General features: G+C 64.9%; 14 protein-coding genes. 6 read left to right on the forward strand and 8 right to left on the reverse strand.

Translation table 11 applies throughout. From position 1 onward, the window contains the following. Window positions 1–13 precede the first annotated feature (13 nt). Entirely contained in the window at window positions 14–466 is a 453-nt protein-coding gene (gene flgC / locus DMX10_RS09870) for a flagellar basal body rod protein FlgC (RefSeq protein ID WP_111260923.1), read from the reverse strand. 15 nt (window positions 467–481) lie between these two features. Further along, window positions 482–886: a flagellar basal body rod protein FlgB gene (flgB, locus tag DMX10_RS09875; RefSeq protein WP_111260924.1), complete on the reverse strand. Its 405-nt coding sequence runs from the start codon at window positions 884–886 to the stop codon at window positions 482–484. A gap of 327 nt (window positions 887–1,213) precedes the next feature. Here flgB and DMX10_RS09880 point away from each other — a divergent pair, with 327 nt between their 5' ends. Next, window positions 1,214–1,639 carry an organic hydroperoxide resistance protein gene (locus DMX10_RS09880; protein WP_111260925.1) on the forward strand — a complete coding sequence of 142 codons (426 nt, stop codon included), beginning with the start codon at window positions 1,214–1,216 and terminating at the stop codon, window positions 1,637–1,639. 72 nt (window positions 1,640–1,711) lie between these two features. Here the strand turns inward: DMX10_RS09880 and cheR are convergent, their stop codons facing one another. Continuing rightward, complete coding sequence (gene cheR, locus DMX10_RS09885; protein ID WP_111260939.1) at window positions 1,712–2,539, reverse strand: protein-glutamate O-methyltransferase CheR; 828 nt, start codon at window positions 2,537–2,539, stop codon at window positions 1,712–1,714. A 43-nt stretch (window positions 2,540–2,582) separates the two neighbouring features. Further along, the gene (locus DMX10_RS09890) at window positions 2,583–3,515 is read right to left on the reverse strand and encodes a chemotaxis protein CheV (protein WP_111260926.1); all 933 of its coding nucleotides are present in this window, start codon (window positions 3,513–3,515) and stop codon (window positions 2,583–2,585) included. Between the two features lie 80 nt (window positions 3,516–3,595). Between DMX10_RS09890 and flgA the strand changes: the two genes are divergently transcribed. The 4 genes from flgA (at window position 3,596) to DMX10_RS09910 (ending at window position 6,204) form a co-directional block, all read left to right on the forward strand. After that, a complete protein-coding gene (flgA, locus tag DMX10_RS09895; RefSeq protein WP_111260927.1) occupies window positions 3,596–4,357 on the forward strand; it encodes a flagellar basal body P-ring formation chaperone FlgA in 762 nt (253 codons plus the stop codon). Window positions 4,358–4,511: 154 nt separating this feature from the next. Then, window positions 4,512–4,853: a flagellar biosynthesis anti-sigma factor FlgM gene (flgM, locus tag DMX10_RS09900; RefSeq protein WP_111260928.1), complete on the forward strand. Its 342-nt coding sequence runs from the start codon at window positions 4,512–4,514 to the stop codon at window positions 4,851–4,853. 49 nt (window positions 4,854–4,902) lie between these two features. Continuing rightward, window positions 4,903–5,370, forward strand: coding sequence for a flagella synthesis protein FlgN (locus DMX10_RS09905; protein ID WP_111260929.1), 468 nt, complete (start codon window positions 4,903–4,905; stop codon window positions 5,368–5,370). 84 nt (window positions 5,371–5,454) lie between these two features. Beyond that, on the forward strand, window positions 5,455–6,204 hold the full coding sequence (locus DMX10_RS09910) for a flagellar brake protein (protein ID WP_111260930.1): 750 nt from the start codon (window positions 5,455–5,457) through the stop codon (window positions 6,202–6,204). Window positions 6,205–6,241: 37 nt separating this feature from the next. Here the strand turns inward: DMX10_RS09910 and DMX10_RS09915 are convergent, their stop codons facing one another. The 4 genes from DMX10_RS09915 to DMX10_RS09930 all read right to left on the reverse strand — a co-directional run bounded on the left by DMX10_RS09915 (window position 6,242) and on the right by DMX10_RS09930 (window position 11,019). Then, entirely contained in the window at window positions 6,242–6,862 is a 621-nt protein-coding gene (locus DMX10_RS09915; protein ID WP_111260931.1) for a TIGR04282 family arsenosugar biosynthesis glycosyltransferase, read from the reverse strand. Window positions 6,863–6,974: 112 nt separating this feature from the next. Beyond that, on the reverse strand, window positions 6,975–8,273 hold the full coding sequence (locus tag DMX10_RS09920) for an MFS transporter (protein WP_111260932.1): 1,299 nt from the start codon (window positions 8,271–8,273) through the stop codon (window positions 6,975–6,977). A gap of 61 nt (window positions 8,274–8,334) precedes the next feature. Next, window positions 8,335–9,576 carry a glutamine synthetase family protein gene (locus DMX10_RS09925; protein ID WP_178082937.1) on the reverse strand — a complete coding sequence of 414 codons (1,242 nt, stop codon included), beginning with the start codon at window positions 9,574–9,576 and terminating at the stop codon, window positions 8,335–8,337. A gap of 363 nt (window positions 9,577–9,939) precedes the next feature. Continuing rightward, window positions 9,940–11,019, reverse strand: a complete 1,080-nt coding sequence (locus tag DMX10_RS09930) for a sigma-54-dependent Fis family transcriptional regulator (RefSeq protein ID WP_111260934.1) — start codon at window positions 11,017–11,019, stop codon at window positions 9,940–9,942. A gap of 305 nt (window positions 11,020–11,324) precedes the next feature. Here DMX10_RS09930 and DMX10_RS09935 point away from each other — a divergent pair, with 305 nt between their 5' ends. Then, window positions 11,325–12,395, forward strand: a complete 1,071-nt coding sequence (locus DMX10_RS09935; protein WP_111260935.1) for a PhnD/SsuA/transferrin family substrate-binding protein — start codon at window positions 11,325–11,327, stop codon at window positions 12,393–12,395. Window positions 12,396–12,451 lie beyond the last annotated feature (56 nt).

Below are 12,451 nucleotides of genomic sequence, written 5' to 3' on the forward strand. Positions count from 1 at the left end.
CCTCACTCGCGCCTTACTGACCCAGGGTCAGTACGCGCTGCATCATCTGCTTGGCGGTGTTCATCATTTCGACGTTGGTCTGGAAGGCACGGCTGGCGGAAATCATGTCGGCCATCTCCTCCACCACGTTGACGTTGGGGTAGTACACGTAGCCATCGGCGTTGGCAGCCGGGTGGTTCGGCTCGTAGCGCGGGGTCAGGGCGCTCTGGTCTTCGATCACACCGAGCACCTGCACGCCACGACCGGATTCGTCCTCGCCGGCGAACAGCGAGGCGCTGCCGCCGTTCTCGCTGTTGAGCTGGCTCTGGAACATGGTGGCGAAGACCGGGTGACGGGCACGGTAGGTCTGGTTGAGGCTGGAGGACACCGTCTCGGCGTTGGCGATGTTGCTGGAGATGGTGTTCAGGCGAGTGCTCTGGGCACTCATGCCGGTGCCGGCAATGTTGAAGACGCTGGACAGTGACATGGTGGTGATCTCCCCTTATTCGCCGCGCAGGGCGTTGACCAGCCCTTTGAACTTGCTGTTGAGCAGGGTGAAGCTGGCCTGGAACTGCATGGAGTTCTCGGTGTAGGTCGACTGTTCCTGCTGCAGGTCGACGGTGTTCTGGTCGATCGAGGGCTGGAACGGAATGCGGTACTTGAGGCTTTCGTCGAACAGGCTGGCGCCTTCGGCGGCGATGTGGCGCGCGTTGGTCAGGTTGGCATGGAAGGTGCCCTTGCTGTTCTCCACCTGCTGCTGGAGCACGGCCTTGAAGTCCAGGTCACGCGCCTTGTAGTTGGGCGTGTCGGCGTTGGCGATGTTGTTGGCCAGCACTTCGGCACGCTGGGTGCGGAAGCTGAGGGCCTTTTCATGGATGCCGAGGGCGCTTTCGAAGCTGATGCTCATGTCTCTAACCTTTGCCGAGTGGCAGTTCGGTTTACCTGCCTGACATTCAGCAAAGGCTGTGCCAACTTTTATATTCCTTTATTTTCAATAGCTTGCGATAAATCCGAACGGCAATCGCAGCGGAAACGGCAAGGCATTACCGCTTTTGCCGGCACTGGCGGCAACGTGCACGGGTGGTCATTGCCGCTGGGCGGCAACGGCCGATGCGGGGCTTGCCGCTCCGCCCTCTCCTTTCATCTGCGTGGTCTAGGCTTTGGTTTCCGCTTGGCGGCAGCCGCTGCGCAACGCCGCCATCGCCCCTTGATCGACGAACCCGAGGAGATCGAAATGCCCATCGAAAAAGCCCTGTACCGCGCCTACGCCGAAGCCTACGGCGGCCGTGAAGGCCGTGCCGTATCGTCCGATGGCGTGCTGGATGTGAAGCTGACCACGCCCAAGGAACTGGGCGGGCCGGGAGGTGAAGGAACCAACCCCGAGCAGTTGTTCGCGGCCGGCTATTCGGCGTGCTTCCTCGGTGCCATCAAGTTCGTGGCCGGCAAGGAGAAGGTCACCCTGCCGGACGATGCATCCATCGAGGGCATCGTCGGGATCGGCACGCTGCCAACCGGTTTCGGCATCGAGGTGGAGTTGCGCATCTCCCTGCCGGGCATCGACAAGGCGGTGGCCAAGGACCTGATCGACAAGGCGCACGTGGTGTGCCCCTATTCCAACGCGACCCAGGGCAACATCAACGTGATCCGCACGCTGGTGTGAGGACACGCGCCACCGTTTGCGGCGCAAATGAAAAGGGAGGCTTTCGCCTCCCTTCTTCATTTCACCCACGGGTCATTTGACCTTGTAGATGATCCCCGGGCTGCACTGCACCATCTGGTACAGGTCCGGCAGGCCGTTGAGCGCCTCGGACGCGCCGAGGAACAGGTAGCCGCCGGGTTTCAGCGTGGCGTGGATGCGCGTGAGGATGTCCTTCTTCACCTCGGCGGAGAAGTAGATCAGCACGTTGCGGCAGAAGACGATGTCGAACTTGCCCAGTGCCGCGTAGCTGTCCAGCAGGTTCAGCGGGCGGAACTCGACACGGTTGCGGATCGCCGGCTTGACCACCCAGCGCCCCGGCCCCTTGGGGTCGAAGTAACGGGTCAGGCGCTCCTGGGAGAGCCCGCGCCCCATCGCCAGGCTGTCGTACTCGCCGGCTTTGCAGGCGGCGAGCATGGCGCTGGACAGGTCGGTAGCGACGATGCGCACGCCGGCCTTGAGCTGACCGAGGTTGGTCTTCTCGAACTCGTCGATCGTCATGGACAGGGAGAACGGCTCCTGCCCGGACGAGCTGGCCGCCGACCAGATGCGCAGCGGCTGGTTGGGCGAGGCCTTGATCATCTCCGGCAACACCCGGCTCTTCAGTACCTCGAAGGGATAGGTGTCGCGAAACCACAGGGTCTCGTTGGTGGTCATGGCATCGACGACCTGCTCGCGCAGGCCGCCACGGGGGGAACCCTGGATCTTCTGGATCAGCTCCCCCAGGGTCTTGATGCCGTTCTGCTCCATCAGCTTGTTAAGGCGGCTGGATACCAGGTACTGCTTGTTGCTTCCCAGCAGGATGCCGCAGGTTTTTTCCAGGAAGGTCCGGAACTGCTCGAAATCCAAGTTACCTGAAGACACTAGGCCCGCCTCATTCATATCTGTTTCCTGGGGGAGTCATCCCTCAGCCGCCATCAGCGATTCTGATCCGCTCGATCACCCGCGCCGCCAGGTCGTCGGGTCGGAACTTGGCGAGGAAGTCATCCGCGCCGACCTTCTTCACCATCGCCTGGTTGAACACGCCGGAGAGCGAAGTATGCAGGAGGATATGCAGTTTCTGCATTCTCGCATCGCCTCGGATCTCCGCCGTCAGCGTGTAGCCGTCCATTTCCGGCATCTCGATGTCGGAAATGATCATCAGCAATTCCTTTTCCGGCGCCTTGCCCTGCTCGACCATGTCGTGCAGGTAGTTGTAAGCCTGGCGACCGTCGTTGAGCGCCGTGACCTCGACGCCCACCGTCTCCAGGCAGCGGATCAGCTGCTTGCGGGCTACCGAGGAGTCGTCGACGATCAGCACCCGCTTGGTGACGGCACTGGCCTGGGTGTTCTGGTCGATCACGCCCTCGGAAATGACTTCGGAAGTCGGTGCGACCTCGGCGAGGATCTTCTCCACGTCGATGATCTCCACCAGGTTCTTGTCGACCCGGGTAACCGCGGTCAGGTAGTGCTCACGACCGGTCCCCTTGGGTGGCGGATGGATCTCCTCCCAGTTCATGTTGACGATGCGCTCCACCGAGCGCACCAGGAAACCCTGAACCTTGGTGTTGTATTCCGTGATGATGACGAAGCTGTTCTTCAGGTCATCCAGCCCGCGTCGACCGGTGGCCATGGCCAGGTCGAGGATGGGAATGGTGCCCCCGCGGATATTGGCCACGCCGCGAACCACCGGGCTCGACTTGGGCATGATGGTGAGCTTGGGGCATTGCAGCACCTCCTTCACCTTGAACACGTTGATCCCGTAGAGCTGGGTCCCATCCAGCCGGAACAGCAGCAACTCCAGCCGGTTCTGACCGACCAGTTGCGTACGCTGGTTAACCGAATCCAATACACCGGCCATGCCAGGACTCTCCCGTTGTTAGCTTCAGCACGCTTCGCCTTAGAGTAGCAGGCGGCACGAGCCTTGCTTTTGATCTTGATATGAACGCTATGACGACGATTTTCCGACACACGATGGCACAACGCCGCCATCTTTTTAAGGCTCTTTTACTTGTTTTGCTCGGCCTCGGCCACAACGGCGCCTCGGCTGAGGAACTCACGTCGCCCGAAGTCCTTATCGGCTCCACCCAAGGCTTTCTTGAGTTCACGGTGGAGGATTATCTGCAGACCAACAATATCCAGGGTCGTTACGACATTCAGATCAACCGTCTCGACCCACGCCTGCGTCTCGCCGCCTGCGACAGGGAATTGACGGTCGCACTGGAAAGCCCGGCACAACCCATAGGCCGGGTGACCGTCAGCGTGCGCTGCGAAGGCAGCACGCCGTGGAGCATCTATGTCCCCGCGCAGGTGCGGCTGTTCCGGGAAGTAATAGTAGTAGCCCGTCCGCTACGCAGGGGGGCGGTCGTCACCTCGGATGACTACAACCTGGTGGAACGCGAAGTAGGCCTGCTCAACCAGGGCTACCTCACCGACCCCGCACAGGCCGAAGGCTTCAAGCTGACCCGCGCCGTGGTCGCCGACCAGGTGCTGGCGCCGGTGCACCTGGAGACCGCCGAGGTGATCCGCAAGGGCGACCAGGTGGTGATCACCGCCAGGAGCAGCAGCATCAGCGTGCGCATGCCAGGCGAGGCCTTGTCCGATGGCTCGCCGGGGCAGCAGATAAGAGTGCGCAACCTGCAGTCCAAGCGCGTTGTCAAAGCCCGGGTAGTAGGCCCGGGCCAGGTCGAAGTGGCAATGTAGGCACGGGTCTTGTATGCAAATACGCCATCTCGTGTAAAGTGCCGTTCCGACGTCACTTGCAGGTCCGGAAAAAAAGTCCGGAAATTTGCCTAAAGTTTCGTTAGGCATTGCCGATAGCGTCGGTAAGCGTCCAAACACCCAGAGGTTCTGCATCATGGTCATCGACTTCAACCGGCTGAATAACGCCGCTACGCCGCCCGGTACGGGCCGTACGAGCAACGCCCAGGCCGGCGGCAAGAACGAAGCCGTCTCCAGCTCGACGACTCCGTCGCAGGCTGCCACCACCGACGCGGCCAAGACCGCCAAGACCGGTGAGAACGTGCAGCTCAGCAGCGAGGCGCAGAACCTGCAGAAAGCCACCGACAAACTGCGTGACCTGCCCACCGTGGACAAGGAACGCGTCGAAAAAATCAAACAGGCCATTGCCGACGGCTCCTATCAGGTAGACAGTCAGCGCGTGGCCAGCAAACTGCTCGACTTCGAATCCCAGCGCTAGTCCCACGGCAGCGCTGGGGATATTGGACGCCCAATCCCCAGAGCCCGCGATGCAAGACACTATCCTGCTCGACCTGTTCACCCACGATATCGGCCACGCCCAGCGCCTGCTTGAGCTGATCGATACCGAATTCAAGGCCCTCACCGAGCGTGACCTGGGCCATCTCGAAAAGATCCTCGCCGACAAGCAGCCCCTGCTCGCCCTGCTCGATGCCCACGGCAAAGAGCGCACCGAAGCCCTCCTTGCGCTGGACCTGACCGCCGACCGTGCCGGCCTGCACAAGCTCGCCGAAACCTCGCCACTGGGGGCCGACCTGATCGCCCGCAGCGAGGAACTGAGCGCCGTGCTCGAGCAGTGCCAGACCGCCAACCAGCGCAATGGCCGATTGATTCGTGCGAATCAGGCCTCGGTCGGCAGCACCCTGGCGATTCTGCGTGGTCAGGATGCTCCCAGCCTCTATGACAGCCGTGGCGGTGCCGCTAAAATCCCGCGACAGCGCCCGCTCAGCCAGGCCTGATAACAATAAAGGTACGACGACATTACCGGCACGATGCCAGTATGCTAGTGCCGGAAGTCATTCGTGCTTGGAGAGTCCTGGAACGTGTCCAATGCGTTTATCGAAGAAGATGGCCCCCAACCACCCAAGGTGCTCAAGGCGCCGGTGGAGATCCTTGCCAATCTTCGTCTGCTGCAGCAAAACCACGACCCGCTGATCATCACCTTCAACGAGCGCAGCCAGCGCTTCCAGACCTACCTCGTCGAGATCGACAAGGACAAGAAGATGCTGGCCCTCGACGAGATGATCCCCAACGATGGTGAGCGCTACCTGCGCAATGGCGAGAGCTTCCGCCTGGAAGGTTTCCGCGATGGCGTGCGCATCGCCTGGGAATGCCCGCAGCCCGTGCGCGTCGGGGAGTTCGAAGGCGACGCCTGCTACTGGTGCCCGCTGCCCGACGAGGTGATCTACCACCAGCGTCGCAATGCCTTCCGCGCTCCGCTGATGCTCAGCCAGCTGGCGGTGGTGGAACTGGCCGGCGACAAACTGCCCAAGGGCCTGCCCGGGCACATGCTGGATATCTCCGCTACCGGCTGCAAGCTGCGCTTCACCGGCGATCTCACCAGCCGCCTGCAGCCTGGCCAGGTCTATGAGCGCTTCAGCGCCCAGCTGCCGGTCGGCACCCTGGTCGCCGCCGTCGAACTGCGCCACGCCAGCTATGACGAAAAGCTCGACATGACCTTCGTCGGCATGCGCTTCTACCGCTCCGGCGGCCAGGAGCAACGCCTGATCGAACGCTTCGTCTACCAGCTGCAGCGCGAAGCACGACGTTTCGACAAGGACGACCTGTTCTAGCCACCCGCACCGCTCACCTCGCGAGCGGTGCACGTCCTCACGGCACTTGCATCTCTATCCCGAGCTCCGCCAGGCGCGGCAGGTGCTCCGGCCGGTCCAGCGCCCACATCACCGGCAACTGGCCATGGCTCCACCCCAGTTCCCGCAGGCGTTCGCAGGTGAGCGCCAGCAGCTGATCGGTGCCCCAGGGCATCGACTCGAACAGCCGTGGATCGACCCGGCGCAGGCCCAGCAGCACGTAGCCACCCTCCTCCGTCGGCCCGAGCACCGCCTGATGTTGCTGCAAGGCCTCGCACGCCGCTGCCAGGTAATCCGCATCCAGTGCCGGGCTGTCGTGACCGAACAGCACCACCGCATCGCTCTCCGCCAGGCCCAGCGCGGCGATGCGGCGCAGGCGCTCGCCCAGGTCGCCCGCCGGCTGGCCGACCACCGTCCAGCCCAACTCGCCGGCGAGAGCCGAAAGCGCCTCGTCGGGCCCGTCGTCCAGCCACAGGAAGCGTTCGCCGAACCCCGCCACCGGCAGGCCCAGCGCCCGCTCGACCAGCTGTCGCTGCAGAAGGCTGGCGCCCTCCTCGCCCAGCACCGGCACCAGCCGGTTCTTGACGCTGCCGGGCTGCGGCGCCCGGGCCAGCAGGTGCAGGGAAATGCTCAAGCTCATGGTCAGCCCTCCTCGGTCCGGTAGCGGGCGCGCAGCAGCGAGCGCCCGGGCGAGTAGTTCCGACAGCGGCGAGCGGCATTGATTCGGCGCCAATCAAGGGCGCCCGTCGCCATCAGCTGGGACGGGGCTCCTCGGGGGGCGGCGGCGTGAAACTGTCGCCGCCCATCTGCTCGTGCACCACCTGCTCGTCCACGCGCGGGTCGAGGGCGGCCACCAGGGGCGAACTGACCTCCGGGGTCGCCACGTGATGCAACGGCGCCTCGTCGACGCGGTGCAGCCCGGTCACCTTGTCGGGCCGCACGCGCAGCACCAGCACCAGCGCGCAGAGGCTGGCGAAGGCATAGAACATGTTCGGCCCCAGCTGCTTCATCAGCGCACCGGTGACCAGCGGACCGATGCTCGCGCCGACGCCGAAGGTGATCAGCAGCATGGCGGTCAGCGAGACCCGCCGCTCCGCCTCGATATGGTCGTTGGAGAAAGCCACCGCCAGCGGATAGAGGGTGAACTGCAGCATGCAGACCAGGAAGCCCATGGGAAACAGCAGCGCCATCGGCACCTGCGGCATCAACGCCAGCGGCAGGGCCGCCAGCACCAGCAGCGCGGCGACGGTGCGGATCAGCATCGCCCGGTCATGTCGGTCCGACAGCCAGCCCAGCGGCCACTGCACCAGCAGGCCGGCGAGGATGCAGCAGCCCATGAACAGACCGATCTGCTCCGTGGACAACCCCTGCCGCGTGGCATAGAGCGGCGCCAGGCCATAGAAGGAGCCGAGCATCAGCCCGGAGATCAGCACCGTGGTCATCGACTGCGGCACGCGCTTGATGAAGAAGCGGGGCTCCAGGGGCGCCGGGTGCAACGGCGCCGGGTGGATCTTGCGGGTCACCGCCACCGGCACCAGGCACAGCGCGAAGCACATCGCCACCAGCATCAGCAGCTCCGGGCCCAGGCTCGGATGCAGCACCAGCACCAGCTGGCCCAGCACCAGGCCGAGGTAGGACGCCACCATGTAGCCGGCGAACACCTGGCCACGCTGGCCGGCGTCCGCCTGCTCGGTGAGCCAGCTCTCGATGACCATGTACTGGCACATCATCCCCAGGCCCACCAGCATGCGCATGAACAGCCACGCCGGCAGCCAGTCGACCAGGCCGTGCCCCAGCACCGCCGCCGTCACCGCACCGGCACAGGCCACGTAGGCACGGATATGCCCCACCCGCGCGATCAACCGATGCCCCAGCTTGCCGCCGAGGATCAGGCCCAGGTAGTTGGCCGCCATCAGCGCACCGACCCACAGACCGTCCACCTTGTCGGCGGCCAGGCGCAGGCCCAGGTAGGTACTGAGCAGGCCGGAACCGATGAGCATCAGCAGCGTGGCGAAGTAAAGGGCACGAAAGGACTTCAAGACACGACCCATTGGCTTTCCATGCGCTCCTTGAACAAGAGCGGGCCGCCATATGCGACCCGCAGGGGGGATGCTACGCCTGGGCGGCCAGTACGCGGCGTTCCCAGGGGGTGATCTGGTCGAAGAAGCTGGTCAGCTCCATCGTCTTGGTAGCGATGTAGCCTTCGATGAACTCCTCCCCGAACAGTTCCCGGGCCAGATCACTGCGCTTCAGACGCTCCAGAGCGGCATGCAGGGTACAGGGCAGGACCAGGGATTCGGGAATATCGAACTCGCCCTGCATGGGCGCGCTCGGCGCGATCCGCTGTTCCATGCCGTGCAGCCCTGCCGCCAGGCTGGCCGCGATGGCCAGGTACGGGTTGGCGTCGGCGCCCGGCAAACGGTTCTCCACCCGCCTCGCCACCGGCGCGCTGGCCGGAATACGCAGCCCCGCGGCACGATTGTCGTGGGACCAGCAGGCATTGTTCGGCGACGCATAGGGATGGCAGAGGCGCTGGTAGGAATTCACGTTCGGCGCGAACAGCCCGGTGAAATCCGCCATCGCCGCCTGCTGCCCGCCAATGAAATGGTAGAAGGCATCGGTCGCCTCGCCCGCCCCGTCGCTGAAAATATTCCGCCCGTCCCCGATCGCCACCACGCTCTGGTGGATGTGCATCGAGCTGCCCGGCGTATGCGCCAGCGGCTTGGCCATGCACACCACCGTCACCCCGTGCTTGAGCGCCACCTCCTTGAGCATGTGCTTGAACAGGAACGTCTGGTCCGCCAGCAGCATCGCATCGCCATGCAGCAGGTTGATCTCGAACTGGCTCACGCCCATCTCGTGCATGAAGGTGTCGCGGGGCATGCCCAGCCGCTCCATGCACGCATAGACCTCCTCGAAGAACGGGCGCAGCCCGTTGTTGGAAGTCACGCTGAAGGCCGAGCAGCCATCCTCGCGGCGCCCGTCCAGGCCCAGCGGCGGCAGGAACGGCTGGTGCGGATCGGGGTTCGGCGCGAAGACGAAGAACTCCAGCTCGGTGGCCACCACCGGGGCCCAGCCGTGGGCGGCGTAGCGCTCCAGCACCCGGCGCAGCAGGCCGCGGGTCGACAGGCCGGACGGCCGCCCATCCAGCTCCTGGGCATCGCAGATGGCCAGGGCGCGCGGGGTGGCGCTCCAGGGCAGGCGGTGCACCTGGCTCGGCTCGGCCACCAGCGCCAGGTCACCGTCGTCGCTGCCGTAATACTTCGCCGGCGGGTAGCCACCCATGATGCATTGCAGCAACACGCCCCGTGCCAGCTGCAAACGGCGGCCGGAGAGGAAGCCCTCGCCGGTCATCACCTTGCCCCGCATCACCCCGTTGAGGTCAGGGGTGACGCACTCGATCTCGTCGATGCCTGCCAGTCGTTCTGCGAGGGAACCTGGGACGTCGGTAGTCATGCTTGTTGTCCTTGTGGGTACTGCGATCACGCCGAATTGGCGGCGTGCACAAAATACGCACCGACTGTTCGATATTTCAAGCACCTGTGTTCCAACACGAACGAATGCCGGCAGTCGCAGGATGGGTAGAGCCACGCGAACCCCATCATGACCCGCCACGACACGCCCCCGCCCCCATGAAAAAGGGGCCCAACCGCCGGTTGGGCCCCTCTCGTCTCTGCACCCGTAGCCCGGGCCTCAGCCCGGTAACCCGCCCGACGCTCAGGCGATACGCGCCCCCCTCGGGCTCACCTCCAGCTCGCCGATCTTCTCCAGCCGTGCCCGCACGATATTGCGGCTGATGCCCAGCAGGCGCCCGGTCTGCAGCTGGTTGCCGTGGCAGAAACGGTAGGCGGTGCGAAACACCGTCTCCTCGATGTGCTCGTACAGGTCCGGGCGGTTCTGTTCGAACAGCGCCGTCAGCGCCGCCTCCAGGTCCACCGGCGCGGCCGGGCCGGCCAGCACGCCCTGCGGCGTGTCGTGGCGCACACCCGACGGGCGCATGTCCACCAGGTGCAGGTCACCCGGCTGCACCTGCTGGTTGCGGCACACCAGCAGCGCATGGTGGATGGCGTTCTCCAGCTCGCGGATGTTGCCCGGCCAGCTGTGGGTCAGCAGCTTGCGCTCGGCCTCCACGCTCAGGGATGCGCGGTTGTAGCCCAGGCGCTGGCAATGCTCCTCCAGGAAGAACTCGGCCAGCGGCAGGATATCCCCCGGCCGCTCGCGCAGCGGGGGCAGGCGGATGGTCGCCACGTGCAGGCGGTAGAACAGGTCCTCGCGGAAATGCCCCGCCACCACCGCATCGGCCAGGTTGACGTTGGTCGCCGCCACCAGGCGCACATTGATCGGGATCGGCGTGCGCGACCCCAGGCGCACCACCTCGCGCTCCTGCAGCACGCGCAACAGCTTCACCTGCATGTTCAGCGGCAGGTCGCCGATCTCGTCGAGGAACAGCGTCCCGCCGTTGGCCGCCTCGAACCAGCCGGCCTTGCTGTTGGTCGCCCCGGTGAAGGCACCCTTCTCGTGGCCGAACAGCTCGCTCTCCACCAGGGACTCGGGGAAGGCACCGCAGTTGACCGCCACGAAAGGCTCCTTGCCGCGACGGCTGAGGTGATGGATGTGCCGCGCCACCAGCTCCTTGCCGGTCCCGGTCTCGCCGATGATCAGGGCATTGGCCTCGCTCGGCGCCAGACGCTCGATACGGTTGAGCAGCTCCTGCGAACGCGGGTCCTTGAAGACCAGGACCGTGGCACGCACGGACTTGGTCAACTCGCGAGCATTGGGGTGGGTGAGCAGCGACATGATGCATTCCTGGCAGAGATGGGCGCGCCGCCATAGTGCATCAATCCGAATAGACTAAAAAATTATTAATTAGCATTTATATATTCCATAAAAGATATAAGCAGCCCGACTGCTGCCCCAGCAGCAACGCGCCAGCAATCCCTTGTGCCGGCACCAGCACTGCAACGGCTGCCCGCGGCACGCCCCACACGGCCAAACCCGCGCCAGCACTGGCCCCGGTGCCCAGCGCCCGCGCCATGGCATGCATCCTGCTCCCGCCGCTCCATCAGCCGGGCTCACCGGCCCGTATTGCAAGGAGTGGAACCATGAACAGAATCTGGCGCAGCAGCCTGGTGGCCCTCGCCGCCCTGGCCTTGGCTTTCGGTGCCCATGCCGCCGAAGCCCCCGCCTCGGTGAAGATCGCCATCGTCGCCTACACCCAGGGCGGCAAGCCGGTGTTCGGCGGCATCCCCGGCCGGGTGATCGAAGAAGGCTGGCTGGCCTCGGAGCTCGACAAGCGCGGCATCAAACTCGACTGGATCGCCCTGCCCCATGCCGGCGCCGGCCCGCAGATCAACGAAGGCTTCTCCAACAACAGCATCGACTTCGCCGTGCGCGGCGACCTGCCCTCGGTGATCGGCGCCGCCGGCGGCGTGCCCGGCAAGCTGGTCGTGCCCGGCGGCAACGGCAACAACGTGTACCTGGTGGTGCCGGCCAACTCCCCGGCCAAAAGCATCGACGACCTCAAGGGCAAGCGCATCGCCCTGCACCGCGGCCGCCCCTGGGAGTTCGCCTTCAGCAACTTCCTCGCCAGCCGGAGCCTGGCCCTGACCGACTTCAAGATCGCCAACCTCAACCCCCAAGTCGGCGCCGCCGCCGTCTCCGCCGGCAAGGTCGACGCCGCCGTGCTGCTCAACGAGTCCTACCTGCTCGAAGACAAGGGCGTGGGGCGCATCATCTGGTCCACCAAGCAGGGCTCCAACGACTGGCGCCTGGTCTCCGACCTCTGGGGCACCGACGACTTCATCCAGCGCTACCCGGACGTCACCCAACTGCTCGCCACCGCCTGGGTCAAGGCCGCCTGGTGGATCTCCCAGGAGCAGAACCAGGACGCCTACTACCAGCTCTCTTCCCGTGCCGGCACCCCGGAGAGCGTCCTGCGCCGCGACGACCAGGGCGATCCGGTCGCCTGGAAGGAGCGCTGGGCGCCCAAGAGCGACCAGCAGCTCAAGGCCCACTACCAGGCCCTCACCCGCTATGCCCTGGACAACCGCCTGATCCGCGAGGACGTCGACATCGGCCAATCCCTCGCCACCCGCTTCACCAACCAGGCGCTGATCGACCTGCACCTGGAAGACTACTGGCCCAGCCTCAAGGGCCAGCTCAGCGCGCGCTGAGCTGGCCCTTGAGGCTGGGCCAGTAGTCTTCCAGGTGCAGGTCGATCAGCGCCTGG

It is taken from the genome of Pseudomonas sp. 57B-090624 (assembly GCF_003234055.1).
Lineage (GTDB): Bacteria > Pseudomonadota > Gammaproteobacteria > Pseudomonadales > Pseudomonadaceae > Metapseudomonas > Metapseudomonas tohonis.

Bases quoted from the DNA above. Each gene is read 5' to 3' on its own strand.
- flgC (WP_111260923.1), bottom strand. From the start codon at position 466: ATGTCACTGTCCAGCGTCTTCAACATTGCCGGCACCGGCATGAGTGCC.
- flgB (WP_111260924.1), bottom strand. From the start codon at position 886: ATGAGCATCAGCTTCGAAAGCGCCCTCGGCATCCATGAAAAGGCCCTC.
- DMX10_RS09880 (WP_111260925.1), top strand. From the start codon at position 1,214: ATGCCCATCGAAAAAGCCCTGTACCGCGCCTACGCCGAAGCCTACGGC.
- DMX10_RS09890 (WP_111260926.1), bottom strand. From the start codon at position 3,515: ATGGCCGGTGTATTGGATTCGGTTAACCAGCGTACGCAACTGGTCGGT.
- flgA (WP_111260927.1), top strand. From the start codon at position 3,596: ATGAACGCTATGACGACGATTTTCCGACACACGATGGCACAACGCCGC.
- flgM (WP_111260928.1), top strand. From the start codon at position 4,512: ATGGTCATCGACTTCAACCGGCTGAATAACGCCGCTACGCCGCCCGGT.
- DMX10_RS09905 (WP_111260929.1), top strand. From the start codon at position 4,903: ATGCAAGACACTATCCTGCTCGACCTGTTCACCCACGATATCGGCCAC.
- DMX10_RS09915 (WP_111260931.1), bottom strand. From the start codon at position 6,862: ATGAGCTTGAGCATTTCCCTGCACCTGCTGGCCCGGGCGCCGCAGCCC.
- DMX10_RS09920 (WP_111260932.1), bottom strand. From the start codon at position 8,273: ATGGGTCGTGTCTTGAAGTCCTTTCGTGCCCTTTACTTCGCCACGCTG.
- DMX10_RS09925 (WP_178082937.1), bottom strand. From the start codon at position 9,576: ATGACCGGCGAGGGCTTCCTCTCCGGCCGCCGTTTGCAGCTGGCACGG.
- DMX10_RS09930 (WP_111260934.1), bottom strand. From the start codon at position 11,019: ATGTCGCTGCTCACCCACCCCAATGCTCGCGAGTTGACCAAGTCCGTG.
- DMX10_RS09935 (WP_111260935.1), top strand. From the start codon at position 11,325: ATGAACAGAATCTGGCGCAGCAGCCTGGTGGCCCTCGCCGCCCTGGCC.